A 26911-nucleotide genomic window follows, 5' to 3' on the forward strand; every position below is an offset into this window, starting at 1 on the left:
GCACGGGCATTATACCGAATACCGCACGCTAAACCGCTGCTTTCGACGGTAGGCGTAGACATCTTCAACATGCCCTTCTCGAATGCGCGTTTGCAACGCCCGCCAGTAGTCGGCGCGAAACAGGTCCGCGTGCATCTCTTCAAATAACGGTCCGATTCGCGGATCGGCGCACAGCCAGTGGCGAAACTCTTCCGGGAAGACATCCCCCGGCGAGACGCTGTACCAAGGTTCGCCGGCCAGCTCATCTTCCGGGTAACGCGCGGGCGGGATATGGCGGAAATTCACTTCCGTCATGTAGCAAATTTCATCGTAGTCGTAGAACACCACGCGCCCGTGGCGGGTCACGCCAAAGTTCTTAAACAGCATATCACCGGGGAAAATATTAGCGGCAGCCAGTTGGCGAATGGCGTTGCCGTACTCTTCTATCGCATCCCGCAGTTGCTGGCCTTCGACCTGCTCCAACCAGATATTAAGCGGCACCATCCGCCGTTCTATATACAGGTGGCGAATCACAATCTGCTCGCCAAGATCGGTAATTTTTTCAGGCACTTCCTGCAGCAGCAACGCCATCAATGCCGGGGAAATTTGCCGTTTATCCAGCACAAAATTTTCGAATTCCTGGGTATCAGCCATGCGCCCAACGCGATCGTGCTCTTTGACCAGTTGATAACAGGCGCGGACGTGGGCCGCAGACATCTCTTTTTGTGGCGCAAATTTGTCTTTGATGATTTTGAATACGCGATCGAATCCAGGCAGGGTAAACACCAGCATCACCATGCCGCGTATCCCAGGCGCTTCAATAAACTGCTCATCGCAGTCGGCCAGATACAGCAGATATTCACGATAGCTTTCAGTTTTCGCATGCTTCTGACAGCCAATCGCCATATACAGCTCAGCGGTGGTTTTACCGGGCAGGAGCTCACGTAACCATTCGACCAGTGCCGCAGGCAGCGGCGCATAGACCATAAAATAAGAGCGGGCGAAACCAAACACAATGCTGGCTTCCGCCGTTGTCGTCAGGCAGGTATCGACAAACAGTTCACCTTCGTCGGTGCGGTGGATAGGCAATAAGAACGGCAGCGTACCGGAAGGTGTAATCAACTTACCCACCAGCCAGGCGGCCTTATTGCGATAAAACAACTCGTTCGCCACCTGCAAATGGCAGCGCGGCAGTACATTCTCACCAAAGGTTTCTGTCAGGTGTTCGATGATGTAGTGGATATCACGAATTTTGTTCTGCCACGGCAGGCGCAGAGGCAGATCGCTGAGTACGCGCGTGAGCAGCCCTTCCCAGCCCAAATCAGGGAAAAAGTCTTTCGCCAGCGGGCGCGGAATGGTACGAAAGCGACGTTCCGGCTGGGAGCTGAAAATAAACAACCGCTCGGGCGTCAGCGAGCGGTGGTCAAATAACCGACAGTAAACGGAGTTAAAAAAGCTCTCCGCAATCTCGAAGCGTGGGTAATCCGGTAATAACCGGGTGTAATGCTCTTTTACACGAAGTAAAAATGCGGCATCAGTACTTTTGCCGTCGGTAATGCAGCGCAACTGTTCCACCACCAGCCCGACATGGTGATCGTAGAGGTGGATGCGGCTTTTCATCGCCTGCTGTACAGCATGCCAGTCAGCTTGTTCAAAGCGTTGCTGCGCGCCGGACGTCACTTCCAGAAATCGACCATACTGCGCATCAAAGCCCTGCAGGATAGTTTGGGCAATTAACAATTCCAGGCCACGCGACATCTTTTGCCCTCATCCAGAACCGGGGATCGCCGGATGGCAGTACAAGTGCCTGAACCAGCCTACCGTTTAGGGTAGGCTGGATAGGCGTGAGCGCCATCCGGCATGGATTAGAACTGTGATTCTTCAGTGGACCCCGTCAGCGCGGTAACGGATGACGCGCCACCCTGAATGATGGTCGTCACTTTGTCGAAGTAACCGGTACCCACTTCCTGCTGATGGGACACAAAGGTGTAACCGTCTTTAGCTGCCGCAAATTCTGGCTGCTGAACTTTCTCGACGTAGTGACGCATGCCTTCACCCTGAGCATAGGAACGTGCAAGGTCGAACATGTTAAACCACATGCTGTGGATGCCTGCCAGAGTAATGAACTGATACTTATAGCCCATGTCCGACAGCTGTTGCTGGAAGCTGGCAATGGTTTTGTCATCCAGATTCTTCTGCCAGTTAAACGACGGAGAACAGTTGTAGGCCAGCAGTTTGCCCGGGTATTTAGCGTGGACCGCATCGGCAAAACGGCGTGCCAGCTCGAGATCCGGCGTGGAGGTTTCACACCACACCAGATCCGCGTATGGAGCATAAGCCAGACCACGACTTATCGCCTGTTCGATACCGGCGTGGGTACGGTAGAACCCTTCACTGGTGCGCTCGCCGGTAATGAACTCGCTGTCGTAAGGGTCGCAGTCAGAGGTGATCAAATCTGCCGCGTCGGCATCGGTACGGGCAATAACCAGCGTAGGGACGCCCATGACGTCTGCAGCCAGACGTGCTGCCACCAGTTTCTGGATAGCTTCCTGAGTCGGTACCAGCACTTTGCCGCCCATGTGACCACATTTTTTCACCGATGCGAGCTGATCTTCGAAGTGAACAGCCGCTGCACCGGCTTCAATCATTGATTTCATCAGTTCAAATGCGTTCAGTACACCGCCAAATCCAGCTTCTGCATCGGCAACGATCGGCAGGAAGTAATCCACATAGCGTGGATCGTTTGGCTCAATCCCAGTGGACCACTGGATCTGATCCGCACGACGGAAGGTGTTGTTGATCCGATCCACCACCGCCGGAACGGAGTTCGCCGGGTACAGCGATTGATCCGGGTACATACTGGAGGCCAGGTTCGCATCGGCCGCCACCTGCCAGCCAGACAGATAGACTGCTTCAATACCGGCTTTCGCCTGTTGCAGCGCCTGACCACCGGTCAGCGCACCGAGGCTGTTGATATAACCTTTCTTTGATTCGCCGTGCAACAAACGCCACATTTTCGCCGCGCCTAGCTGCGCCAGTGTACATTCCGGGTTGACCGAGCCACGCAATTTCACCACTTCCTCCGCGCTGTACGGGCGGGTAATGCCTTCCCAGCGTGGTTGTGTCCATTCTTTCTGTAAGTCTTCGATTTGTTGGGTACGGGTTTTCATGTGCAGATGCTCCATATTGGTATGTGGTGAATTAAGCCAGCAAGCGGTAGCCAGGTAAGGTCAGGAAGTCGATCAGTTCGTCGGAGGTAGTGATTTGCTCCATCAGGCGCGCGGCATCGTCAAAACGTCCGCTGCTGTAACGGTGTTCGCCCAGCTCGTCCTGAATCACCAGCATTTCTTCGGCCAGCATCTGACGGAACAGCGGTTTGGTGACCGGCTTGCCGTTGCTGAGGGTTTTCTGGTGGTGGATCCACTGCCAGATGGAGGTTCGGGAGATTTCGGCAGTTGCCGCATCTTCCATCAGACCATAAATCGGTACGCAGCCGTTGCCGGAAATCCACGCTTCGATGTACTGCACGGCAACGCGGATATTAGCGCGCATGCCTTCTTCAGTACGCTCCCCATCGCACGGGGCCAGCAGTTGTTCTGCAGTAATCGGTGCATCATCTTCACGAGTGACAAACAGCTGATTTTTGTTGTCGCCCAGCACGTCGTTGAAAATCGCCATTGCGGTATCCGCAAGCCCAGGATGAGCCACCCAGGTTCCGTCATGACCGTTATTGGCTTCCAGCGATTTATCCGCTTTGACTTTGGCCAGTACCTGATTGTTACGCTCAGCGTCTTTGCTGGGGATAAACGCCGCCATACCGCCCATCGCAAAAGCACCGCGTTTATGGCAGGTTTTAATCAACAGACGGGAATAGGCGCTAAGGAACGGCTTATCCATCGTCACGACCTGACGATCTGGCAGAACGCGATCCGGGTGATTCTTCAGAGTTTTGATGTAGCTGAAAATGTAATCCCAGCGCCCGCAATTGAGGCCGACAATATGGTCACGTAACGCGTGCAGGATTTCATCCATCTGGAAAACAGCTGGCAGCGTTTCAATCAGCAGCGTGGCTTTAATGGTGCCGCGTGGCAGGTTAAATCGGTCTTCTGCATAGCTAAAAACTTCACTCCACCAGGCTGCTTCTTGCCAGGCCTGCGTTTTCGGCAAATAGAAGTAGGGACCGCTACCTTTAGCCAGCAAGGTTTTATAGTTGTGGAAGAAATAGAGAGCAAAGTCGAACAGGCTGCCGGGAATCGCTTCCTCACGCCAGGTGACGTGTTTTTCTGGCAGATGCAGGCCGCGTACACGACAAACCAATAACGCTGGATCGGGCTTCAGTTGGTATATCTTTCCAGCTTCGTTGGTGTAGCTGATGGTGCCATTTACCGCATCGCGCAGGTTGATTTGTCCGTCGATCACTTTGCTCCACTCGGGAGCCAGTGAATCCTCAAAGTCAGCCATAAAGACTTTAACGTTGGCGTTCAGCGCGTTGATCACCATCTTGCGCTCTACGGGTCCGGTGATCTCTACACGGCGATCCAGTAAATCATCAGGAATACCGCGAATTTTCCAGTTACCCTCACGAATGGAAGCTGTTTCCGAAATAAAACCAGGCAACTTACCGTCATCAATATCCTGCTGCTGCTGAATTCGTGCGGCGAGAAGTTTATTGCGTTTTGGCGTAAATCGGGTCACCAGCTCGGTCAGGAATTCCACTGCTTCTGCAGTTAAAATCTGCTGTTCCTGCTCGCCATGCGGCCTGGTAAAAACCAGTTCATCGGTTGTTGTTGCCTGTTGATTCATTGCGTAGTTCCTCGTCATTGATCCAAATACATCCCCAATGCGAACGAAGGATCGTTGTGCGGTTTTCGTTCAGCACAACTAAGACTACTCAATTAAATTTCAAAATCAAAAACAATTTCCATTTTTAATTTAATTATCAATTAACTCATTGATAACAATAATAATAAAAATTAATTACATGATGAGGTGCGTTTCGGAAATAAAAAAGGCACCCGAAGGTGCCTGATTCAACATGCTGAAACGCTTAACGATCGTTGGTTACAGAAGATTAATCCAGCGTTGGATTCATGTGGCGCAGATCGTATGGCGTGATCTGGTAGACGTAATAGTTAAGCCAGTTGATAAACAGCAAATTACCATGACTACGCCAGCTTGCTCGCGGTTTGTTTTGTGGGTCGTCTTGCGGGAAATAGTTGTACGGAACATCCGGGGTCAAACCCGCTTCAGCATCACGAAAATATTCACCTGCCAGAGTATGGGCGTCATATTCCGGATGGCCCGTCACAAATGCAATACGTTTATCTTTGCTGGCAAACAGATAAGCATCGCCGTCTTCCGTCTCGGCAAAGATCTCGAGGTCGGTGTAATCCCTGATCAGTGCTGCTGGGAAATCGGCATAGCGAGAGTGAGGAGCCAGAAACACGTCATCAAATCCGCGTGTCAGCAAGGCATGAGGGTGCAGAATATGGTGCTCATAAACGCCTGAAAGTTTATCTGTACGGGTTTGCTTCGGGATGCCATACAGAATATTAAGCGCAGCCTGTACCGCCCAACAGACAAACAGCGTTGATGTGACGTGATCTTTGGCCCACTCCAGCACCTGTTTGATCTGCGGCCAGTAAGCCACATCGTTGAACTCAACCAGGCCTAACGGTGCCCCGGTCACGATCAATCCATCAAAGTTCTGATCGCAGATGTCTTCGAAATTACAGTAGAAGTTATTCAGATGCTCTGTCGGCGTGTTGCGTGACTCGCGGGCATCAATGCGTAACAGCTGAACATCCACCTGCAGCGGCGAGTTCGACAATAGCCGGAGAAATTGGTTTTCCGTTTCGATCTTCTTCGGCATTAGGTTGAGGATAAGCACCTTCAGTGGACGAATTTCCTGGCCGGAAGCGCGGGATGTCGTCATGACAAAGACATTTTCCTCACGCAAGAAATTGACGGCGGGTAGCTCGTCCAGCACGCGAATTGGCATAACCTGATAACCTCACTACATACGTTTAAACGTTTAGACATCCAGATAGCTGACAATAACCAGGAATCGGATGAATGTCGAGCCTGCATGCTCAAGGTGAGAAAGTTTCACGACTCTCTCGCTGTAGAATAGTGCAGTAAAAGCCAAAAGGAGAATGCTTTGTCGTTCACAGGCAGGATGAAGGGATACTCAGGCCGGACGGGACAAAAAATACAGACGCAAAAAAGCCCATCCGGCAGGATGGGCTTCTTCACTTGTTTGATGCCTGGCAGTTCCCTACTCTCGCATGGGGAGACCCCACACTACCATCGGCGCTACGGCGTTTCACTTCTGAGTTCGGCATGGGGTCAGGTGGGACCACCGCGCTACAGCCGCCAGGCAAATTCTGTTTATCAGACCGCTTTTGCGTTCTGATGTTATCTGTATCAAGCCGAATATTGTGTCTCTTCACCAAAACATCTTTGGCGTTGTAAGGTTAAGCCTCACGGTTCATTAGTATCGGTTAGCTCAATGTATCGCTACACTTACACACCCGACCTATCAACGTCGTAGTCTTCAACGTTCCTTCAGGACTCTCAAGGAGTCAGGGAGAACTCATCTCGGGGCAAGTTTCGTGCTTAGATGCTTTCAGCACTTATCTTTTCCGCATTTAGCTACCGGGCAATGCCATTGGCATGACAACCCGAACACCAGTGATGCGTCCACTCCGGTCCTCTCGTACTAGGAGCAGCCCCCCTCAATTCTCCAGCGCCCACGGCAGATAGGGACCGAACTGTCTCACGACGTTCTAAACCCAGCTCGCGTACCACTTTAAATGGCGAACAGCCATACCCTTGGGACCTACTTCAGCCCCAGGATGTGATGAGCCGACATCGAGGTGCCAAACACCGCCGTCGATATGAACTCTTGGGCGGTATCAGCCTGTTATCCCCGGAGTACCTTTTATCCGTTGAGCGATGGCCCTTCCATTCAGAACCACCGGATCACTAAGACCTGCTTTCGCACCTGCTCGAGCCGTCACTCTCGCAGTCAAGCTAGCTTATGCCTTTGCACTAACCTCCTGATGTCCGACCAGGATTAGCTAACCTTCGTGCTCCTCCGTTACTCTTTAGGAGGAGACCGCCCCAGTCAAACTACCCACCAGACACTGTCCGCAACCCGGATCACGGGTCTACGTTAGAACACCAGCCATTAAAGGGTGGTATTTCAAGGTTGGCTCCATGCAGACTGGCGTCCACACTTCAAAGCCTCCCACCTATCCTACACATCAAGGACCAGTGTTCAGTGTCAAGCTATAGTAAAGGTTCACGGGGTCTTTCCGTCTTGCCGCGGGTACACTGCATCTTCACAGCGAGTTCAATTTCACTGAGTCTCGGGTGGAGACAGCCTGGCCATCATTACGCCATTCGTGCAGGTCGGAACTTACCCGACAAGGAATTTCGCTACCTTAGGACCGTTATAGTTACGGCCGCCGTTTACCGGGGCTTCGATCAAGAGCTTCTCCTTACGGATAACCCCATCAATTAACCTTCCGGCACCGGGCAGGCGTCACACCGTATACGTCCACTTTCGTGTTTGCACAGTGCTGTGTTTTTAATAAACAGTTGCAGCCAGCTGGTATCTTCGACTGATTTCAGCTCCACGAGCAAGTCGCTTCACCTGGTATCAGCGTGCCTTCTCCCGAAGTTACGGCACCATTTTGCCTAGTTCCTTCACCCGAGTTCTCTCAAGCGCCTTGGTATTCTCTACCTGACCACCTGTGTCGGTTTGGGGTACGATTTTGTGTTACCTGATGCTTAGAGGCTTTTCCTGGAAGCAGGGCATTTGTTACTTCAGCACCGTAGTGCCTCGTCATCACACCTCAGCGTTTAATAAGAGTCCGGATTTACCTAAACTCTCCGCCTACATGCTTAAACCGGGACAACCGTCGCCCGGCTAACATAGCCTTCTCCGTCCCCCCTTCGCAGTAACACCAAGTACAGGAATATTAACCTGTTTCCCATCGACTACGCCTTTCGGCCTCGCCTTAGGGGTCGACTCACCCTGCCCCGATTAACGTTGGACAGGAACCCTTGGTCTTCCGGCGTGCGGGTTTTTCACCCGCATTATCGTTACTTATGTCAGCATTCGCACTTCTGATACCTCCAGCAACCCTCACAGGCCACCTTCAACGGCTTACAGAACGCTCCCCTACCCAACAACACATAGTGTCGCTGCCGCAGCTTCGGTGCACAGTTTAGCCCCGTTACATCTTCCGCGCAGGCCGACTCGACCAGTGAGCTATTACGCTTTCTTTAAATGATGGCTGCTTCTAAGCCAACATCCTGGCTGTCTGTGCCTTCCCACATCGTTTCCCACTTAACTGTGACTTTGGGACCTTAGCTGGCGGTCTGGGTTGTTTCCCTCTTCACGACGGACGTTAGCACCCGCCGTGTGTCTCCCGTGATAACATTCTTCGGTATTCGTAGTTTGCATCGGGTTGGTAAGTCGGGATGACCCCCTAGCCGAAACAGTGCTCTACCCCCGAAGATGAGTTCACGAGGCGCTACCTAAATAGCTTTCGGGGAGAACCAGCTATCTCCCGGTTTGATTGGCCTTTCACCCCCAGCCACAAGTCATCCGCTAATTTTTCAACATTAGTCGGTTCGGTCCTCCAGTTAGTGTTACCCAACCTTCAACCTGCCCATGGCTAGATCACCGGGTTTCGGGTCTATACCCTGCAACTTAACGCCCAGTTAAGACTCGGTTTCCCTTCGGCTCCCCTATACGGTTAACCTTGCTACAGAATATAAGTCGCTGACCCATTATACAAAAGGTACGCAGTCACCCTGATAAATCAAGGCTCCCACTGCTTGTACGTACACGGTTTCAGGTTCTTTTTCACTCCCCTCGCCGGGGTTCTTTTCGCCTTTCCCTCACGGTACTGGTTCACTATCGGTCAGTCAGGAGTATTTAGCCTTGGAGGATGGTCCCCCCATATTCAGACAGGATACCACGTGTCCCGCCCTACTCTTCGAGTTCACAGCATGTGTGATTTTGTGTACGGGACTATCACCCTGTACCGTCGGACTTTCCAGACCGTTCCACTACCACATATGCTGATTCAGACTCTGGGCTGCTCCCCGTTCGCTCGCCGCTACTGGGGGAATCTCGGTTGATTTCTTTTCCTCGGGGTACTTAGATGTTTCAGTTCCCCCGGTTCGCTTCATTACGCTATGTATTCACGTAATGATAGTGTGACGAATCACACTGGGTTTCCCCATTCGGAAATCGCCGGCTATAACGGTTCATATCACCTTACCGACGCTTATCGCAGATTAGCACGTCCTTCATCGCCTCTGACTGCCAGGGCATCCACCGTGTACGCTTAGTCGCTTAACCTCACAACCCGAAGATGTTTCGTAAAACATTTCGACTTGCGAAAATTTGAGAGACTCGAACACACCGCTTATCTGTTCTTATTACGGAGAACAGACACAGTGTGTCGTTTCAATTTTCAGCTTGATCCAGATTTTTAAAGAGCAAATATCTCAAACATAACTCAGGGAGTCAGTTTTGAGATATTGAGGTCGGCGACTTTCACTCACGAACCAGCAAGTGGCGTCCCCTAGGGGATTCGAACCCCTGTTACCGCCGTGAAAGGGCGGTGTCCTGGGCCTCTAGACGAAGGGGACACTGAAGTCTCAATCGCAAGACGCCTTGCTATTTACTTTTCATCAGACAATCTGTGTGAGCACTACAAAGAACGTTTCTTTAAGGTAAGGAGGTGATCCAACCGCAGGTTCCCCTACGGTTACCTTGTTACGACTTCACCCCAGTCATGAATCACAAAGTGGTAAGCGCCCTCCCGAAGGTTAAGCTACCTACTTCTTTTGCAACCCACTCCCATGGTGTGACGGGCGGTGTGTACAAGGCCCGGGAACGTATTCACCGTAGCATTCTGATCTACGATTACTAGCGATTCCGACTTCATGGAGTCGAGTTGCAGACTCCAATCCGGACTACGACATACTTTATGAGGTCCGCTTGCTCTCGCGAGGTCGCTTCTCTTTGTATATGCCATTGTAGCACGTGTGTAGCCCTACTCGTAAGGGCCATGATGACTTGACGTCATCCCCACCTTCCTCCAGTTTATCACTGGCAGTCTCCTTTGAGTTCCCGGCCGAACCGCTGGCAACAAAGGATAAGGGTTGCGCTCGTTGCGGGACTTAACCCAACATTTCACAACACGAGCTGACGACAGCCATGCAGCACCTGTCTCACGGTTCCCGAAGGCACCAATTCATCTCTGAAAAGTTCCGTGGATGTCAAGAGTAGGTAAGGTTCTTCGCGTTGCATCGAATTAAACCACATGCTCCACCGCTTGTGCGGGCCCCCGTCAATTCATTTGAGTTTTAACCTTGCGGCCGTACTCCCCAGGCGGTCGACTTAACGCGTTAGCTCCGGAAGCCACTCCTCAAGGGAACAACCTCCAAGTCGACATCGTTTACGGCGTGGACTACCAGGGTATCTAATCCTGTTTGCTCCCCACGCTTTCGCACCTGAGCGTCAGTCTTTGTCCAGGGGGCCGCCTTCGCCACCGGTATTCCTCCAGATCTCTACGCATTTCACCGCTACACCTGGAATTCTACCCCCCTCTACAAGACTCTAGCCTGCCAGTTTCGGATGCAGTTCCCAGGTTGAGCCCGGGGATTTCACATCCGACTTGACAGACCGCCTGCGTGCGCTTTACGCCCAGTAATTCCGATTAACGCTTGCACCCTCCGTATTACCGCGGCTGCTGGCACGGAGTTAGCCGGTGCTTCTTCTGCGAGTAACGTCAATTGCTGCGGTTATTAACCACAACACCTTCCTCCTCGCTGAAAGTACTTTACAACCCGAAGGCCTTCTTCATACACGCGGCATGGCTGCATCAGGCTTGCGCCCATTGTGCAATATTCCCCACTGCTGCCTCCCGTAGGAGTCTGGACCGTGTCTCAGTTCCAGTGTGGCTGGTCATCCTCTCAGACCAGCTAGGGATCGTCGCCTAGGTGAGCCGTTACCCCACCTACTAGCTAATCCCATCTGGGCACATCCGATGGCAAGAGGCCCGAAGGTCCCCCTCTTTGGTCTTGCGACGTTATGCGGTATTAGCTACCGTTTCCAGTAGTTATCCCCCTCCATCGGGCAGTTTCCCAGACATTACTCACCCGTCCGCCACTCGTCACCCGAGAGCAAGCTCTCTGTGCTACCGTTCGACTTGCATGTGTTAGGCCTGCCGCCAGCGTTCAATCTGAGCCATGATCAAACTCTTCAATTTAAGTTTGATGCTCGTGAATTAAACTTCGTAATGAATTACGTATGTTCACTCAGAGACTTGGTATTCATTTTTCGTCTTGCGACGTTAAGAATCCGTATCTTCGAGTGCCCACACAGATTGTCTGATAAATTGTTAAAGAGCAGTTGCGACGCGCTTTAGCGCTCTGTCGCGAGGTGGCGTATATTACGCTTTCCTCTTTCAGAGTCAACCTCTTATTTTCAGGTTTTTCTCTTCAACCGAACCGGCTGTTTGTGTGAAGTGATTCACATCCGCCGTGTCGATGGAGGCGCATTATAGGGAGTTTCCTGACGCCCGCAACCCTTAAATGACAGAAAAATGACTGACTGCTGCATTCCACAGCAAAACCCTGCCTTATACCTATTTACACACAGAGTTATCCACAAATGCCCCCATCGTTTCTACGATCCTTTCTGTATATGTACGATCTTCAGCGCTCGAAACGAGGGGCAAAATCGAAAAAGAAAAATTCGCGAGCGTTGCGCAAACGTTTTCGTTACAATGCTGCGGCAAAACAAGGATGCCCCGTAAGGGGCGTTAGCTGAGTTTTTACGCAAAAATTCAGCTAACGCTCTCTGTTATAGTCAAATCCAGGGGATTTACCATGCAACAACGTCGTCCAGTCCGCCGCGCTCTGCTCAGTGTTTCTGACAAAGCAGGTATTATCGAATTCGCTCAGGCACTTTCCGCACGCGGTGTGGAGCTGCTTTCTACAGGTGGCACTGCGCGCCTGTTAGCAGAGAAAGGTCTGCCAGTGACCGAAGTTTCCGATTACACCGGTTTCCCGGAAATGATGGATGGACGCGTGAAGACCCTGCATCCAAAAGTCCACGGCGGCATTCTGGGTCGTCGCGGCCAGGATGACGGAATAATGGAACAACATGGTATCGCGCCTATCGATATGGTGGTTGTTAACCTGTATCCGTTCGCCGAGACCGTTGCCCGCGTTGACTGCTCGCTGGAAGATGCAGTAGAGAATATTGATATCGGCGGCCCAACCATGGTGCGCTCTGCTGCCAAGAACCATAAAGATGTGGCTATCGTGGTAAAGAGCAACGACTACGACGCCATTATTAAAGAGATGGACGCTAACGAAGGTTCTCTGACCCTCACCACCCGTTTCGATCTCGCCATCAAAGCCTTCGAACACACCGCCGCTTACGACAGCATGATTGCCAACTACTTCGGCAGCATGGTTCCGGCGTATCACGGTGAAAGCAAAGAAGCCGCTGGTCGCTTCCCACGAACCCTGAACCTGAATTTCATTAAGAAGCAGGATATGCGCTACGGCGAGAACAGTCACCAGCAGGCGGCCTTCTATATAGAAGAGAATGTTAAAGAGGCTTCCGTTGCCACCGCAACGCAGGTACAAGGCAAAGCGCTCTCCTATAACAACATCGCCGATACCGACGCGGCGTTGGAGTGCGTGAAAGAGTTCAACGAACCAGCCTGCGTTATCGTTAAGCACGCCAACCCGTGCGGCGTGGCGGTAAGCACTTCTATTCTCGACGCCTACGACCGTGCGTATAAAACCGACCCAACCTCCGCGTTTGGCGGCATCATTGCGTTTAACCGCGAACTGGATGCCGAAACGGCACAAGCCATTATCTCCCGCCAGTTTGTTGAAGTGATCATCGCGCCGTCAGCCACAGAGGAAGCACTGAAGATTACTGCGGCTAAGCAGAACGTTCGTGTCCTGACCTGTGGTCAGTGGGCCGATCGTGTTCCGGGCCTGGACTTCAAACGCGTTAACGGCGGTCTGCTGGTTCAGGACCGTGACCTGGGTATGGTGACCGAGGGTGAACTGCGCGTAGTTTCCAAACGTCAGCCAACCGAGCAGGAACTGCGTGATGCGCTGTTCTGCTGGAAAGTCGCGAAGTTCGTGAAATCCAACGCGATTGTCTACGCCAAAGAGAACATGACCATCGGCATAGGAGCAGGCCAGATGAGCCGCGTCTATTCCGCGAAGATCGCTGGGATTAAAGCTGCCGACGAAGGTCTGGAAGTAAAAGGTTCTGCGATGGCGTCCGATGCCTTCTTCCCGTTCCGCGATGGGATTGATGCCGCAGCAGCCGTTGGCGTGAGTTGTGTTATCCAGCCAGGCGGTTCAATTCGTGATGACGAGGTTATTGCCGCCGCCGATGAACACGGCATCGCGATGATCTTTACCGACATGCGCCACTTCCGCCATTAATCCACGGAGCAGACGATGAAAGTATTAGTTATTGGCAACGGCGGCCGTGAGCACGCTCTGGCCTGGAAAGCAGCCCAGTCACCGCAGGTTTCTACCGTTTTTGTGGCGCCGGGCAACGCGGGTACCGCACTGGAACCCTCACTGCAGAACGTGGCTATCGCAGTGACCGACATTCCGGCGCTACTGAGTTTTGCCCAGAACGAAAGGATCGATCTGACCATTGTCGGTCCGGAAGCGCCGCTGGTGATTGGCGTAGTCGATGCCTTCCGCGCCGCCGGTCTGAAAATCTTCGGCCCAACCGAAGGTGCCGCACAGTTGGAAGGTTCCAAAGCCTTCACTAAAGATTTCCTTGCCCGTCATAACATCCCGACGGCGGAATACCAGAACTTCACTGAAGTGGAACCCGCGCTGACCTACCTGCGCGAGAAAGGCGCGCCGATTGTCATCAAAGCCGACGGTCTGGCTGCGGGTAAAGGCGTTATCGTGGCAATGACGCTTGATGAAGCCGAAGCCGCCGTGCACGACATGCTGGCAGGCAACGCTTTTGGCGATGCAGGTCACCGCATCGTTATCGAAGAGTTCCTCGACGGTGAAGAGGCGAGCTTTATCGTGATGGTCGACGGCGAGCACGTGCTGCCGATGGCCACCAGCCAGGATCACAAGCGTGTGGGCAATGGAGATACTGGCCCGAACACCGGTGGGATGGGCGCGTACTCACCGGCGCCGGTCGTTACGGATGAAGTGCACCAGCGCACCATGGAACGTATCATCTGGCCAACCGTAAAAGGCATGGCCGCAGAAGGTAACACCTACACGGGTTTCCTGTATGCCGGTCTGATGATCGACAAACAGGGCAATCCGAAGGTTATCGAGTTCAACTGCCGCTTCGGCGATCCGGAAACCCAACCGATCATGCTGCGCATGAAATCTGACCTCGTGGAGCTGTGTCTGGCCGCCTGCGACGGTAAACTGGACGAGAAAACTTCCGAGTGGGACGAGCGCGCCGCGCTGGGCGTGGTGATCGCTGCCGGCGGCTATCCGGGTGACTACCGTACCGGGGACGCAATCCACGGCCTGCCGATGGAAGATGGTGCAAATGGTAAAGTGTTCCACGCCGGGACTAAACTCGCCGATGATGGCACGGTGCTGACCAACGGGGGCCGCGTTCTGTGCGCGACCGCGCTGGGTCATACCGTTGCCGAAGCGCAGAAGAACGCTTACGCGTTAATGACCGATATCCGCTGGGACGGCAGCTTTAGCCGTAACGACATTGGCTGGCGTGCCATTGAACGCGAGCAGCGCTAACGCGAGATTTTCGCCAACAGCGTTTTACGCGTGATGCCTAACTGACGGGCGGCTTCGGTTTTGTTGCCGCCCGTTTTTTCCAGAGCCGCCAGAATCACCTCTTTTTCAACATCTACCAGCGGTTGAATCTCCAGACTGTTCTCTGCTTTTACCGGCGTCGCAGCAATCGCCAGCGGCAGCTCGCGTTCGGAAATGTATTCCCCCGTCAGCAGGACTACCGCGCGTTCAATCGCATTTTCCAGTTCACGAATATTTCCCGGCCAGTCATAGTGGATCAACTGATCCATCGCCTGCGGCGTAAAACCTTTCACCACTTTACGGTTACGCTCAGCAAAACGCTGGAGAAAATGCCCGGCCAGCAGCGGGATATCTTCCCGACGCTGACGTAATGCTGGCATTTCAATCGTCACAACGTTCAGGCGATAGTAGAGATCCTGGCGAAAACGCCCAGCGCTGACCTCTTGTGCTAAATCACGATGCGTTGCGGCGATCAACCGGACATCAACAGCAAGGGTCTGATTGCTGCCCACACGCTGGACTTCACGCTCCTGGATCGCCCGCAGTAAACGTACCTGCATCAGCGGTGAGATATCGCCAATCTCATCAAGAAATAGCGTGCCGCCATCGGCTTCCACAAAGCGCCCTTCCCGGCGTTTATCCGCCCCGGTAAACGCCCCTTTTTCATGGCCGAACAGTTCAGACTCCAGCAGCGATTCATTGAGCGCCGCGCAGTTGAGCGTCACTAACGGTTTATCGCGGCGGGCACTACAGGCGTGTAGCGCCCGGGCCACCAGTTCTTTGCCGGTTCCGGAGTCTCCGTGAATGAGCACTGTGGCATCCGACGGCGCAACCATGGCAATTTCGTTAAGCAGGTGCTGCATCGCCGGGCTGCTGCCAATCATGCCAAACTGCGCAGCCGACGCCGACGACTGCTCAACGCCCGTTTCCCGCGTATGCGCCAGCGCCTTTTCCAGCGTGTGTTGCAGGTTGTCAAAATCCAGCGGCTTGATTAAGTAGTCCAGTGCCCCGGTTTTGAGCGCTTCTACGGCGGTTTCCACGCTAGAGAAAGCGGTCATGATCAGCACCGGAATCGCCGGATTCAGGGCTTTGATCTCTTTCAGCGTTGCAATGCCGTCCATCTCCGCCATACGCACATCGCACAACACCAAATCAAAAACGTGTTCACGCACCTGATCCAGCGCCTCTCGCCCGCTATAGGCCAGCGCAACGTCGTAGCCCCAGCCGCGCAGCAGCGCCTGCAAAATAGTGCAATGGCTGACGTCATCGTCCACAACCAGAATATCGATTTTTCCGCGTGTCATCCTTGTCAATCCTGTGGTTTCGCTTTGGTCGGCAGCCAGAGAGTAAAGACAGTGCCTTTACCCTCAGCGCTTGCCACCTGAATGGTTCCACCGTGCTGCTCAATGATGTTTTGCACCACCGCCAGCCCCAGCCCGGTACCGTCTGCCTTCGTCGTAAAGTAAGGGGTAAAAATAGCGTCCAACTGATCGGGTGCAATCCCCTTCCCGCTATCGGCCACCACAATTTTAACCCGATCGACGCTACTTTCACTCGCTGAAACCGTAACCGTACCCTGATGCCCGATAGCATGAATGGCATTGAGATATAAATTCAGCAGAACCTGCGTGAGTCGGTCGGGATCGGCCTGAATAGAAGGCAGCGCAGCATTCGGCATAAATTGCAGCTGGATTTCCCGGCTCTGGGCATCCTGGCTGACCAGGTGCAGAGAGTGGGTGATGACCTCATTAAGATCGACCTGTTGTAACGCAAGGTGCGCGGGCTTTACCAGCTCCAGTAATTCACTCACGACTCGGTTTAAGCGGTCAGCCTCTTTCGCCATCACCTGTGCCAGTTCATGCGACTCGCCCCCCGCCGGGGTACGTTCGGCAAAATACTTCGCTAATCCTTTGATGGAAGACAGTGGATTACGAATTTCATGCGCGACCCCCGCCGCCAGATGACCAAGCGCCATCAGCTTTTCTTTGCGCTTCATCGCGTCCTGCAACTCTTTATAAGAACGCTGATAGCGCTGATACCAGAAAAACGTCAGCACGGTAGCCAGCAGCACCGCCGCCAGGGCAGACAGGACGATCAGTGTGTTTCGCCACTCTCTGGCCTGGGTTGCGGCCAGCTCACTGGCATCAAAAGCGATAAAAATGGTTTGTGCGGGCGTATTGGCGTGATCGTCATTACCGGAGCAGCGCGCCATACCGTTCCTTCCAGCCCCATACATCGGCTGGAACTGGCGATAAATCTCCAGAGCAGGCGTTTTCTCACCCTCCCCCATCGGAATCTCGATATACCGCCAGCGTTCTTGTTCTCCAGGATCTAACTGGCGCAGGACATCCGGTGAATAGAGCGTTTTACCAACCCTCGCGGAGTTGCTGTGGGTGATGATCGTGCCATGCTCGTCAACGACTGCAAACCAGAGCACGCCCGGTTGTACCGCCATTTGCTCCAGCAACGTCTGTTGCTGAGCATGATGCATACGCATTCCCATCCCCACGCGCGTACCGGACTCCAGGGCGCGGATCAGCACACTTCCCTTTTCCAGTAACGTTTGTCGGGCGGCATCACTTTCCCGACCATAGTCCCGAATGGTCATGATGGAAAACCATCCCACCAAAATCAGGATCGCCGCCGGTAATAACCGGCTCAGCCACTTTGCCGCCGTATCCTTATCAAGACGCATACGTTCTTCCTTTATTCACCGTTTCCTTTCTTCATTTCAGGTATACAGCAGAAATCATGCCATCTTTTCTCCCTGAGAACCCTGTCTTCAGGCACAAACCGCGGCAACTGGCGGGTAAAAATAACCCACTGGACCATTCTGGCGAGTCATTTTTACTCGCTTATAGCCTGATAGCCGCCACGCGCTTCCCGTAGCACAAGGGCGTCCAGGTTGGCACGGAAGATGCAAAAGAGAAAGTAAGCTAACCAACAGGAGAACGAACGATGAAACGGAATAACAAACTGGCACTAATGGTCCTCTCGCTGATAGCTCTGGGTTCCACCCCGGCGCTGGCGCAGCATCACTGGGGAAACGGTGAGGGAATGTGGCAGCAGGGCGGTACGCCAATGACCACCGAGCAGCAGGCTGCGGCCCAGAAAATCGCTGATGATTACTACGCGAAGACCAGCGCGTTACGTCAACAACTGACATCCAAACGGTACGAATACAATGCGTTGTTAACCGCCAGTTCGCCGGACACTGCAAAAATTAATGCAGTAGCAAAAGAGATGGAGTCTCTGAATCAGTCACTCGACGAGCAGCGTGTTAAGCGCGATGTCGCGATGGCGCAGGCTGGTGTGCCTCGCGGGGCGGGAATGGGTTACGGCGGATGCGGCGGTGGCGGTAACCATCGCGGCGGTGGTCATATGGGAATGGGTCACTGGTAAGCGTAGTCTGCCGAATGACAGCTTACGGTCCAGGTTTTCAGAAGGTCTTGGCTGTAGGCTGCCAGCGACAAAAATCCTCATTGGCGACCAGCAGTAACTGAGATCCTTCGGGCGCTTCCAGCCACGCCACGCTTACGTCGACCGACGAGTGGCTCTGGCGGCGCTCAATATGGTTTAACGCCCATGAATCTAAATCGGGTTTAATCGTCTCGCCTTCACAGGTGGTGACCATGCGTTCTGCAGCATGCCAACGCCCCTGACGTAATACCACACGTCCCTGACGCAGCGCATCGCTGGTCTGGCGGATTTGATCAGCACGATAGCGGTAGAGTGCAATTTGATCGCTGGAAAGCTGCTGCTTTTGCCCATCGACTTCACGCTGCATAAAACTCAGTTCACCCCGATCGTCGAAACGGATGCGAACGTGCTCCGGCGGTTGGCTGTAAACGTTAAGTTCGATCAGAGAAAGGGAATCCCCCTGCCAGCGGTATTCACTGGTGGTGGTACTGCCGCTACGCCACGGACTAAAAACGGAGAGCAGATGAACATCATCGCTGGAATCTTTACGCCAAACGCGTACCGCCCCCTGATCGCCAACATAACCGCTGGCCGTAAACGGAGGAAGCTCAGAGTGGCGACTGCAGGCTGACAGTAACAGAACACCTGAAAGCCAAAGCGTATGACGCCAGATGGACAAAAGGGGCGAAACCGCCCCTTCGTTAAAACTGTTCACTGCCACGTGGATTACTTAACCGCGTCTTTCAGTGCTTTACCAGAAACAAATGCCGGTACGTTAGCTGCGGCGATTTTGATTTCTTTACCGGTTTGCGGGTTGCGGCCAGTGCGCTCAGCGCGGTGGTTCACTTTGAAGGTACCGAAACCAACCAGTTGTACAGCATCGCCTTCTTTCAGAGACTCAGTAATAGCAGCCAGAGTGGATTCCAGAGCAGCTTTAGCCTGTGTTTTGGACAGTTCTGCTTTGTCTGCAATTACATCAATCAGTTGAGTCTTGTTCATAAGTTATCCTTACAATGTGTTTATCGCTTGCTAAGCATCGAGTGCGACGGAAATGCCAGAAAAGCACTCTCCTGCATACACGCACCGATAGCCACTTTTCTTCGCCCCCCAAATGTAGACCAGACGGGGGGCGGATGGGAAGCCTTCAGGCACGACAAATCAGGCGTTAAATCACGTTTTGTGGTGTCATTGCTGAAAAATTATACCAATATTACTCTCACCAGCCTCGCGCAGGTCTGCACGCAGACCTTTTATCAGCTCAAGATCGCGTTCTTCGCAATCGGCTAAAAGTCGGAATATTTCCCACTGAATATCCCATTCTTGCTCAACGGCAGGGTTATCTTTCAGCTCTTCATCGGTCATTTCGCGACCAGCTTGCGTCATTTCCAGCATCGCGACGGTGGTAATAGAAGCCTTACTGACTTCAATCGCGTGTTCCAGTGTTTCACCACTCAGACGTGAATGCATTAATTCGCTCAGGGCGACGCAGGCATCAATTGCCGGATACACGCCGTACAGATCGTAATCGTCTGCGGACGGAATGGCCTCTTCAAACTTTTCCAGCTGGCTGTCGAAATTGATTTTCGCATCCTTGACCGTCAGGACTTCCCAGATTAAATCCAGAATTCGGCGGTAAATCTGCCCATCACCAAACTCCGTTTGCTTGCAAAACATGGCGTAGTTTGGGTACATGCGCTCACACAGACAGGCCATAAAGGTGACGTGCTGCCAACTTTCCAGCTTCTCCAGACGCAGATGAATCGGGTTTTGTAACATGATGAGTTCTCGAATACGGAAATTAGTCGCAGTTTACCCGATATGGGGCGTTTTTGCTGCAAGCCGCGTAAAAGCCGGGCGTTCTGATGCCACCGCATCCGCCCAGCGTGTCGGTTCCGGCAGACGATAGCCGTTCATACAACGCTGCACCCACGCCAGTGCGCTGTCCATGCCCACGCGATGGCCGGTAGAGATAAACAGCGGGTTACAACGTGCTTTGCTGCGCCAGACCCACGCCAGTTGCTCACCGTTATCCAGCAGCGGAGCCAACGCCCCAGGTTCAGCAGAGAGAGGATCAAACTTGCCGCAAAGCCGTTTTTTCGCCACGCCAATCGTCGGGACATCCACCAGCAAACCAAAATGGCTGGCGACACCAAGACGGCGCGGATGGGAAATGCCGTGACCATCAACGAACACTAAGTCAGGTTTCTGCGAAAGCTGCTCCCATGCTGCCAGCAGCGCAGGATATTCGCGAAAAGAGAGAAAACCGGGGATATACGGCATGGTGGTGGCGATGCGCGCCACCTTGTATTCAACCAGCTCAAGTGAAGGATACTTCAGTAGAACGATAGCGGCTCGCGTCACGTCTCCGCCCTGCTCAAAACCAACATCCGCTCCGGCGATCAGATCCGGTGGATCGTTCTCAAGACGATCCTCCCGGATCACCGAAGAAGCCAGTTCAAGCTGTTTTGCGCGCAGCGACGCGAGATCCATGATGATTCCTTAGCGGTGGTACTGTTCGGACAACCGATGTACCGCCTCCACAAAGACGCCCGCATGTTCTGGCGGCACGTCCTGGTGGATGCCATGCCCAAGGTTAAAGACATGGCCTTCGCCCTCGCCAAAGCCAGCAAGTATCGTTGCGACTTCTTCTTCGATACGGGCTGGCGGTGCGTAGAGCATGGACGGGTCCATGTTGCCCTGCAGCGCAACCTTGTGACCTACGCGACGACGCGCATCGGCAATGTCTGTTGTCCAGTCGAGGCCCAGCGCATCACAACCGGTTTCTGCCATCGCTTCCAGCCACTGACCGCCACCTTTGGTGAACAGGGTTACCGGCACGCGGCGGCCATCGTTTTCACGCAGCAGGCCGTCGACAATTTTGTGCATGTAATAGAGAGAGAACTGCTGATAGTCGCGACCGGTCAGCACGCCGCCCCAGGTGTCGAATATCATCACCGACTGCGCGCCTGCTTTGATCTGTGCGTTCAGGTAAAGCGTGACGCTTTTCGCCAGCTTATCAAGCAGCAGATGCAGCGCTGTTGGATCGGCATACATCATCTTTTTAATCACGGTGAAGGCTTTGCTACTGCCGCCTTCCACCATGTAAGTCGCCAGCGTCCATGGACTACCGGAGAAACCGATCAGCGGCACGTCGCCCTTCAGTTCGCGACGAATAGTACGTACTGCATTCATCACGTAACCCAGTTCACCTTCCGGATCCGGGATCGGCAGTTTATCGACATCGGCCTTACAGGTGATGGGAGAGGTAAAGCGTGGGCCTTCGCCGGCTTCAAAATACAGCCCGAGCCCCATCGCATCCGGGATGGTCAAAATGTCCGAAAAGAGGATCGCAGCATCAAGCTTATAGCGACGCAGCGGCTGCAGCGTGACTTCGCAGGCCAGCTCGGCATTTTTGCACAGCGCCATAAAATCGCCCGCCTCGGCGCGCGTGGCTTTATATTCCGGTAGATAGCGGCCTGCCTGGCGCATCATCCATACCGGAGTGACATCAACTGGCTGGCGCAGCAGCGCACGCAGATAACGATCGTTCTTCAGTTCGGTCATTTTCACATTCCTTTAGCGTTGATGCGCCTATTGTAACATGTCAGTCGTATTCGGCCCGACACAATGCCACAGTATCTTCGATCAGTCGACGCGCGACGGTCCCTGGCGGGGGAAGCAGCGGTAAATCATCGTAGCGATACCAGTTCGCTTCCAGCAGTTCTTTCGGGTCGATAACAATCTCCCCGCTATCATACTCTGCCATAAACGCGGTCATCAAAGACTGCGGGAACGGCCAGGGTTGGGAGGTGACGTAGCGCAGATTTTTAACCTTAATACCGCTCTCTTCCATCACTTCTCGCGCGACCGCTTGTTCTAACGTCTCCCCCACTTCCACAAAACCAGCCAGCACAGTATGCACGCCGTTGCGATGGCGAACATGTTGAGCCAGCAGAATGGAATCATCACGGCGAATAGCAACAATAATGCAGGGGGCAATTTGCGGGTAATAACGTTCACGGCAGTGGCTGCACAACATTGCCCATTCGGTTTTACTCGGGTGCATAGGATGGCCACAGTAGCCGCAGAATTTATGTGAGCTGTAAAACTCAGCCAGCTGCACGCCGCGCCCGGCCAGTTGAAACAGACCGACATCCTGATCGATAACCTGACGTACCGAGCCCATATCATGACGGCGCTGCTGCTGTACCAGCCAGACGGTTTCTCCCTCCCACTCGCCTATCGCAAGTGCGCGCTGGCCTACTAAATCAAAACTTGCCGCTTCACCGTAGGGCAGTTCGCCACGAGGCAACCATAATTTTTGCTCATGACTGACGATCCACCAGCCGCTGTCTAAATTTTCAATTATACGATCCATATCTCTTGCGCAACCTTTGCTTCACAGGCATGTTGTTTACATTATTTTTACATTTATCGGTGAGCAGTTTTTTAAACACCATCTTGCGGAGTCAATCATGCTAAACCAGCTGGAAAACCTGACGGAGCACGTCGGAGGAAGTAATAAACTGGTTGATCGCTGGCTACATGTACGTAAGCACCTGCTCGTGGCTTACTACAATCTGGTTGGCATTAAGCCTGGCAAAGAATCGTACATGCGGCTCAATGAAAAGGCGCTGGATGATTTTTGTCAGAGCCTGGTCGACTACCTCTCCACCGGACACTTCAGTATTTATGAACGTATTCTGCATAAATTGGAAGGGAACGGGCAGCTTTTAAAAGCCACAAAAATTTGGCCATTACTGGAAGCCAATACGCAGTTGATCATGGACTACTATGATTCCAGTCTGGAAAACGCGATTGATCACGATAATTTCCTGGAATTTCAACAGGCATTGTCAGATCTCGGTGAGGTACTAGAGGCCCGGTTTGTCCTGGAAGACAAGCTGATTATGCTGGTGTTTGATGCGATGCACGACAATGCAATGATCAAACGCCCTGCTTGAGATTTATCGCATTAACGCGTAGTTTACATTCATTACCTCTTTTTGAGGTTACTTCTTGTCGGAGTGCCTTACGTGAAAGCGTAGGCTGAGACCGTTTATTCGGGATCCGCGGAACCTGATCAGGCTAATACCTGCGAAGGGAACAAGAGTAATTCAGTTTTATGCTGCTGCCTTTACAGGCGGCGTGCATCCATTACTCAATCCGTCGTCTGACAAGCCATATCCTTACTTTATTTTGGAATGAGCTATGTCTGCCACAATTAAACCATCCCGCCGCGAACAACGCGCCCAGGCCCAACACTTTATCGACACGTTGGAAGGGACCGCCTTTCCTAACTCAAAACGTATCTACATCACCGGTTCGCAGTCGGATATCCGCATTCCGATGCGTGAAATCCAGCTCAGCCCAACGCTGATTGGCGGTTCAAAAGACAATCCGCAGTTCGAAGAGAACGAAGCTATCCCGGTTTACGACACCTCCGGTCCGTATGGCGATCCGGATGTGGCGATTAACGTCCAGCAGGGCCTGGCAAAACTGCGCCAGTCATGGATTGCGGCGCGTAACGACAGCGAAGAGTTAGACGATCGCAGCTCCGCTTACACCAAAGAACGTCTGGCCGATGACGGCCTTGATGCGCTGCGCTTTAGCGGGTTACTGACACCCAAACGCGCGAAATCCGGTAAATGCGTGACCCAGTTGCACTACGCGCGTCAGGGAATTGTCACCCCAGAGATGGAGTTTATCGCCATCCGCGAAAACATGGGGCGCGAGCGCATTCGCAGCGAAGTGTTGCACCACCAGCATCCGGGCATGAACTTTGGCGCGCGTCTGCCGGAAAACATCACGCCGGAATTCGTGCGTGATGAAGTGGCTGCCGGGCGCGCCATCATCCCTGCCAACATCAACCATCCAGAATCAGAGCCGATGATCATCGGTCGTAACTTCCTGGTGAAGGTCAACGCCAATATCGGTAACTCAGCGGTGACCTCCTCCATCGAAGAAGAAGTTGAGAAACTGGTATGGTCGACCCGCTGGGGTGCGGATACGGTGATGGATCTCTCAACCGGGCGCTATATTCACGAAACACGCGAGTGGATCCTGCGTAACAGCCCGGTACCGATCGGCACCGTACCGATCTACCAGGCGCTGGAGAAGGTGAACGGGATCGCCGAAGATCTGACCTGGGAAGCCTTCCGCGACACGCTACTGGAGCAAGCTGAACAGGGTGTTGACTACTTCACCATCCACGCGGGCGTACTGTTGCGTTACGTGCCGATGACTGCCAAACGCCTGACCGGTATTGTCTCGCGTGGGGGATCAATCATGGCGAAATGGTGCCTCTCCCACCATCAGGAAAACTTCCTCTACGAGCACTTCCGCGAAATCTGTGAAATCTGCGCCGCCTATGACGTTTCTCTGTCGCTGGGCGATGGCTTGCGTCCTGGCTCGATTCAGGATGCCAACGACGAAGCGCAGTTCTCCGAGCTGCATACGCTGGGCGAACTGACCAAAATCGCCTGGGAGTACGACGTGCAGGTGATGATTGAAGGCCCAGGCCACGTGCCGATGCAAATGATCCAGCGCAACATGACCGAAGAGCTGGATCACTGTCATGAAGCGCCGTTCTACACCTTAGGGCCGTTAACTACCGACATTGCGCCGGGCTACGACCACTTCACCTCCGGGATTGGTGCAGCGATGATTGGTTGGTTTGGCTGCGCAATGCTGTGCTACGTAACGCCAAAAGAGCATCTCGGTTTGCCGAACAAAGAAGACGTGAAGCAAGGGCTGATTACCTACAAAATTGCCGCCCACGCCGCTGATTTAGCGAAAGGGCATCCGGGCGCGCAGATCCGCGATAACGCCATGTCAAAAGCACGCTTCGAATTCCGCTGGGAAGACCAGTTTAATCTGGCGCTCGACCCGTTCACCGCCCGCGCCTATCATGATGAAACCCTGCCGCAGGAGTCCGGCAAGGTCGCCCACTTCTGCTCCATGTGCGGGCCGAAATTCTGCTCAATGAAAATCAGCCAGGAAGTGCGCGACTACGCCGCCGCGCAAACCATCGAAGTGGGGATGGCGGATATGTCGGAGAACTTCCGCGCCAAAGGCGGCGAAATCTACCTCAAAAAAGAGGAGGCGTGATGTACCAGCCTGATTTTCAAACGGTCCCTTTTCGCCTCGGGCTGTACCCGGTGGTCGATAGCGTTGAGTGGATTGAACGACTACTGGCAGCGGGTGTGCGTACAATTCAGCTGCGCATTAAAGACAAACGTGACGAAGAGGTCGAAGCCGACGTGATCGCCGCCATTAAACTGGGGCGTCGCTATGACGCCCGCCTGTTTATCAACGACTACTGGCGGCTGGCAATCAAACATAACGCCTACGGCGTGCATCTGGGGCAGGAAGACCTCGAAACCACTGACCTGAAGGCGATTCAGGTCGCGGGGCTACGCCTTGGCGTGTCAACCCACGATGATATGGAGATAGACGTGGCGCTGGCCGTTCGCCCGTCTTACATCGCGCTGGGGCACGTCTTCCCGACGCAAACCAAACAGATGCCGTCCGCCCCGCAGGGGTTGGTACAACTCGCCAGCCACATTGCACGACTGGCCGACTGCCCTACCGTCGCCATCGGCGGGATCAGCCTTGAACGTGCCCCCACGGTACTGGAGACCGGCGTCGGCAGCATTGCCGTGGTCAGCGCCATCACCCTGGCAGCTGACTGGCAGACTGCCACGGCGCAGCTACTGGATATTGCGGGAGTCGGCGATGAATGACCGCGATTTTATGCGCTACAGTCGACAAATCTTGCTCGGCGATATCGCTATAGAGGGTCAGCAAAAACTGCTCGATAGCCACGTGCTGATTGTCGGTTTGGGTGGCCTTGGTTCCCCTGCCGCACTGTATCTGGCGGGGGCGGGAGTAGGTAAATTGACGTTGGTGGATGATGACGATGTGCATCTGAGTAATCTGCAGCGGCAAATTTTATATACCACCGATGACGTTGCGCGCCCGAAATCGCAGGTCACTCAGCAACGCCTGTCACGGCTCAACCCGGATATCGTACTGGTGGCGCTCAAACAACGGCTGCAAGGCGATGCGTTGCGGCATGCGGTAGCGGGTGTCGACGTGGTGCTCGACTGTACCGACAACATGGCGACGCGTCAGGCGATCAACGCCGCCTGCGTGGGGCTGAATACACCGCTTATCACCGCCAGCGCAGTAGGCTTCGGCGGCCAGCTAATGGTTCTCACGCCACCGTGGGAACAGGGCTGCTACCGCTGCCTGTGGCCAGACGACATCGAGCCCGAGCGCAACTGTCGTACCGCAGGTATTATCGGCCCGGTGGTGGGCATCATGGGCACAATGCAGGCACTGGAAGCCATCAAACTCCTCATCGGCATTGAAACTCCGAGCGGCGAGTTACGCCTGTTTGACGGTAAAACCAGCCAGTGGCGCGGCCTGGCGTTACGCCGCGCTAGCGGTTGTCCGGTATGCGGGGGGCAACATGCAGATTCAGTTCAATGATGAGCTAATGCAGTGTGGCGAAGGGCAAACGGTCAGCGCACTGCTCACCGAGCTTAATCAGCTCAAATCGGGAACGGCGCTGGCGCTCAATCAGCAGATCCTGCCGCGCGAGCAGTGGGAACAGCAAATCGTGCAGGAAGGCGACCAAATCCTGCTTTTTCAGGTTATTGCAGGGGGTTGA

The 26911-nt window shown here is 53.7% G+C and carries 21 protein-coding genes, 1 tRNA gene, 3 rRNA genes and 1 riboswitch; of the genes, 9 read left to right on the forward strand and 16 right to left on the reverse strand.

Features of this window, described 5'->3' with window-relative positions; genetic code table 11:
* Nucleotides 1–9 precede the first annotated feature (9 nt).
* From aceK to E4Z61_RS15650, 8 genes are all read right to left on the reverse strand, one after another.
* The gene (gene aceK, locus E4Z61_RS15615; RefSeq protein ID WP_135323573.1) at nt 10–1737 is read right to left on the reverse strand and encodes a bifunctional isocitrate dehydrogenase kinase/phosphatase; all 1728 of its coding nucleotides are present in this window, start codon (nt 1735–1737) and stop codon (nt 10–12) included.
* A 107-nt stretch (nt 1738–1844) separates the two neighbouring features.
* Nucleotides 1845–3149 (reverse strand): isocitrate lyase, encoded by a 1305-nt coding sequence (gene aceA / locus E4Z61_RS15620; RefSeq protein ID WP_135323574.1) that lies wholly within the window; start codon nt 3147–3149, stop codon nt 1845–1847.
* A gap of 31 nt (nt 3150–3180) precedes the next feature.
* Nucleotides 3181–4782, reverse strand: coding sequence for a malate synthase A (gene aceB, locus E4Z61_RS15625; RefSeq protein ID WP_135323575.1), 1602 nt, complete (start codon nt 4780–4782; stop codon nt 3181–3183).
* 268 nt (nt 4783–5050) lie between these two features.
* Complete coding sequence (gene metA / locus E4Z61_RS15630) at nt 5051–5980, reverse strand: homoserine O-acetyltransferase MetA (protein ID WP_135323576.1); 930 nt, start codon at nt 5978–5980, stop codon at nt 5051–5053.
* A 263-nt stretch (nt 5981–6243) separates the two neighbouring features.
* Nucleotides 6244–6359: ribosomal RNA gene (gene rrf, locus E4Z61_RS15635) — 5S ribosomal RNA — on the reverse strand.
* A 92-nt stretch (nt 6360–6451) separates the two neighbouring features.
* Nucleotides 6452–9361 (reverse strand): 23S ribosomal RNA (locus E4Z61_RS15640).
* Between the two features lie 217 nt (nt 9362–9578).
* A tRNA-Glu gene (locus E4Z61_RS15645) sits at nt 9579–9654 on the reverse strand.
* 85 nt (nt 9655–9739) lie between these two features.
* Nucleotides 9740–11279 (reverse strand): 16S ribosomal RNA (locus E4Z61_RS15650).
* Together the 16S, 23S and 5S rRNA genes with 1 tRNA gene alongside form the textbook arrangement of a ribosomal RNA operon.
* A 622-nt stretch (nt 11280–11901) precedes the next feature.
* Here E4Z61_RS15650 and purH point away from each other — a divergent pair.
* Both purH and purD read left to right on the forward strand, forming a co-directional pair.
* Entirely contained in the window at nt 11902–13491 is a 1590-nt protein-coding gene (purH, locus tag E4Z61_RS15655; RefSeq protein WP_135323577.1) for a bifunctional phosphoribosylaminoimidazolecarboxamide formyltransferase/IMP cyclohydrolase, read from the forward strand.
* Between the two features lie 15 nt (nt 13492–13506).
* On the forward strand, nt 13507–14796 hold the full coding sequence (gene purD, locus E4Z61_RS15660) for a phosphoribosylamine--glycine ligase (protein ID WP_135323578.1): 1290 nt from the start codon (nt 13507–13509) through the stop codon (nt 14794–14796).
* Here the strand turns inward: purD and zraR are convergent.
* A complete protein-coding gene (gene zraR, locus E4Z61_RS15665) occupies nt 14793–16118 on the reverse strand; it encodes a sigma-54-dependent response regulator transcription factor ZraR (RefSeq protein WP_135323579.1) in 1326 nt (441 codons plus the stop codon). The two genes, purD and zraR, sit on opposite strands and share 4 nt — an antisense overlap.
* A 5-nt stretch (nt 16119–16123) precedes the next feature.
* On the reverse strand, nt 16124–17509 hold the full coding sequence (gene zraS, locus E4Z61_RS15670; protein WP_135323580.1) for a two-component system sensor histidine kinase ZraS: 1386 nt from the start codon (nt 17507–17509) through the stop codon (nt 16124–16126).
* A 56-nt stretch (nt 17510–17565) separates the two neighbouring features.
* Here zraS and E4Z61_RS23885 point away from each other — a divergent pair, with 56 nt between their 5' ends.
* The gene (locus E4Z61_RS23885; protein ID WP_167817559.1) at nt 17566–17703 is read left to right on the forward strand and encodes a hypothetical protein; all 138 of its coding nucleotides are present in this window, start codon (nt 17566–17568) and stop codon (nt 17701–17703) included.
* A gap of 69 nt (nt 17704–17772) precedes the next feature.
* The gene (gene zraP / locus E4Z61_RS15675; protein WP_135323581.1) at nt 17773–18216 is read left to right on the forward strand and encodes a zinc resistance sensor/chaperone ZraP; all 444 of its coding nucleotides are present in this window, start codon (nt 17773–17775) and stop codon (nt 18214–18216) included.
* 37 nt (nt 18217–18253) lie between these two features.
* Here the strand turns inward: zraP and E4Z61_RS15680 are convergent, their stop codons facing one another.
* The 6 genes from E4Z61_RS15680 to nudC all read right to left on the reverse strand — a co-directional run bounded on the left by E4Z61_RS15680 (nt 18254) and on the right by nudC (nt 22612).
* Nucleotides 18254–18949 (reverse strand): DUF1481 domain-containing protein, encoded by a 696-nt coding sequence (locus E4Z61_RS15680; RefSeq protein WP_135324951.1) that lies wholly within the window; start codon nt 18947–18949, stop codon nt 18254–18256.
* Nucleotides 18950–18960: 11 nt separating this feature from the next.
* Nucleotides 18961–19233 carry a nucleoid-associated protein HU-alpha gene (gene hupA, locus E4Z61_RS15685; RefSeq protein ID WP_001044509.1) on the reverse strand — a complete coding sequence of 91 codons (273 nt, stop codon included), beginning with the start codon at nt 19231–19233 and terminating at the stop codon, nt 18961–18963.
* Between the two features lie 186 nt (nt 19234–19419).
* Entirely contained in the window at nt 19420–20010 is a 591-nt protein-coding gene (locus E4Z61_RS15690; protein ID WP_135323582.1) for a YjaG family protein, read from the reverse strand.
* Nucleotides 20011–20043: 33 nt separating this feature from the next.
* Complete coding sequence (gene nfi / locus E4Z61_RS15695) at nt 20044–20724, reverse strand: deoxyribonuclease V (protein ID WP_135323583.1); 681 nt, start codon at nt 20722–20724, stop codon at nt 20044–20046.
* 9 nt (nt 20725–20733) lie between these two features.
* Complete coding sequence (gene hemE, locus E4Z61_RS15700; protein ID WP_135323584.1) at nt 20734–21798, reverse strand: uroporphyrinogen decarboxylase; 1065 nt, start codon at nt 21796–21798, stop codon at nt 20734–20736.
* A gap of 40 nt (nt 21799–21838) precedes the next feature.
* On the reverse strand, nt 21839–22612 hold the full coding sequence (gene nudC, locus E4Z61_RS15705) for an NAD(+) diphosphatase (RefSeq protein WP_135323585.1): 774 nt from the start codon (nt 22610–22612) through the stop codon (nt 21839–21841).
* Between the two features lie 97 nt (nt 22613–22709).
* Here nudC and rsd point away from each other — a divergent pair, with 97 nt between their 5' ends.
* The 5 genes from rsd to thiS all read left to right on the forward strand — a co-directional run bounded on the left by rsd (nt 22710) and on the right by thiS (nt 26911).
* Entirely contained in the window at nt 22710–23198 is a 489-nt protein-coding gene (rsd, locus tag E4Z61_RS15710) for a sigma D regulator (protein WP_135323586.1), read from the forward strand.
* A 49-nt stretch (nt 23199–23247) separates the two neighbouring features.
* Nucleotides 23248–23357, forward strand: a riboswitch (TPP riboswitch).
* Nucleotides 23358–23445: 88 nt separating this feature from the next.
* Complete coding sequence (thiC, locus tag E4Z61_RS15715) at nt 23446–25344, forward strand: phosphomethylpyrimidine synthase ThiC (RefSeq protein WP_135323587.1); 1899 nt, start codon at nt 23446–23448, stop codon at nt 25342–25344.
* Nucleotides 25344–25979, forward strand: a complete 636-nt coding sequence (gene thiE / locus E4Z61_RS15720) for a thiamine phosphate synthase (RefSeq protein WP_135323588.1) — start codon at nt 25344–25346, stop codon at nt 25977–25979. The genes thiC and thiE overlap by 1 nt, the downstream gene beginning before the upstream one ends.
* Nucleotides 25972–26730 carry a thiazole biosynthesis adenylyltransferase ThiF gene (gene thiF / locus E4Z61_RS15725; protein WP_135323589.1) on the forward strand — a complete coding sequence of 253 codons (759 nt, stop codon included), beginning with the start codon at nt 25972–25974 and terminating at the stop codon, nt 26728–26730. Before thiE ends, thiF begins: the two co-directional genes overlap by 8 nt.
* Nucleotides 26711–26911 (forward strand): sulfur carrier protein ThiS, encoded by a 201-nt coding sequence (gene thiS / locus E4Z61_RS15730; protein ID WP_135323590.1) that lies wholly within the window; start codon nt 26711–26713, stop codon nt 26909–26911. The genes thiF and thiS overlap by 20 nt, the downstream gene beginning before the upstream one ends.

The organism is Citrobacter tructae (assembly GCF_004684345.1).
Classification (GTDB): Bacteria; Pseudomonadota; Gammaproteobacteria; order Enterobacterales; family Enterobacteriaceae; genus Citrobacter; species Citrobacter tructae.

Bases quoted from the DNA above. Each gene is read 5' to 3' on its own strand.
- E4Z61_RS23885 (WP_167817559.1), top strand. From the start codon at position 17,566: ATGCCATCTTTTCTCCCTGAGAACCCTGTCTTCAGGCACAAACCGCGG.
- aceA (WP_135323574.1), bottom strand. From the start codon at position 3,149: ATGAAAACCCGTACCCAACAAATCGAAGACTTACAGAAAGAATGGACA.
- thiC (WP_135323587.1), top strand. From the start codon at position 23,446: ATGTCTGCCACAATTAAACCATCCCGCCGCGAACAACGCGCCCAGGCC.
- thiF (WP_135323589.1), top strand. From the start codon at position 25,972: ATGAATGACCGCGATTTTATGCGCTACAGTCGACAAATCTTGCTCGGC.
- zraP (WP_135323581.1), top strand. From the start codon at position 17,773: ATGAAACGGAATAACAAACTGGCACTAATGGTCCTCTCGCTGATAGCT.
- hemE (WP_135323584.1), bottom strand. From the start codon at position 21,798: ATGACCGAACTGAAGAACGATCGTTATCTGCGTGCGCTGCTGCGCCAG.
- hupA (WP_001044509.1), bottom strand. From the start codon at position 19,233: ATGAACAAGACTCAACTGATTGATGTAATTGCAGACAAAGCAGAACTG.
- aceB (WP_135323575.1), bottom strand. From the start codon at position 4,782: ATGAATCAACAGGCAACAACAACCGATGAACTGGTTTTTACCAGGCCG.
- thiE (WP_135323588.1), top strand. From the start codon at position 25,344: ATGTACCAGCCTGATTTTCAAACGGTCCCTTTTCGCCTCGGGCTGTAC.
- purD (WP_135323578.1), top strand. From the start codon at position 13,507: ATGAAAGTATTAGTTATTGGCAACGGCGGCCGTGAGCACGCTCTGGCC.
- nudC (WP_135323585.1), bottom strand. From the start codon at position 22,612: ATGGATCGTATAATTGAAAATTTAGACAGCGGCTGGTGGATCGTCAGT.
- rsd (WP_135323586.1), top strand. From the start codon at position 22,710: ATGCTAAACCAGCTGGAAAACCTGACGGAGCACGTCGGAGGAAGTAAT.
- aceK (WP_135323573.1), bottom strand. From the start codon at position 1,737: ATGTCGCGTGGCCTGGAATTGTTAATTGCCCAAACTATCCTGCAGGGC.
- zraS (WP_135323580.1), bottom strand. From the start codon at position 17,509: ATGCGTCTTGATAAGGATACGGCGGCAAAGTGGCTGAGCCGGTTATTA.
- E4Z61_RS15690 (WP_135323582.1), bottom strand. From the start codon at position 20,010: ATGTTACAAAACCCGATTCATCTGCGTCTGGAGAAGCTGGAAAGTTGG.
- zraR (WP_135323579.1), bottom strand. From the start codon at position 16,118: ATGACACGCGGAAAAATCGATATTCTGGTTGTGGACGATGACGTCAGC.
- thiS (WP_135323590.1), top strand. From the start codon at position 26,711: ATGCAGATTCAGTTCAATGATGAGCTAATGCAGTGTGGCGAAGGGCAA.
- metA (WP_135323576.1), bottom strand. From the start codon at position 5,980: ATGCCAATTCGCGTGCTGGACGAGCTACCCGCCGTCAATTTCTTGCGT.
- purH (WP_135323577.1), top strand. From the start codon at position 11,902: ATGCAACAACGTCGTCCAGTCCGCCGCGCTCTGCTCAGTGTTTCTGAC.
- nfi (WP_135323583.1), bottom strand. From the start codon at position 20,724: ATGGATCTCGCGTCGCTGCGCGCAAAACAGCTTGAACTGGCTTCTTCG.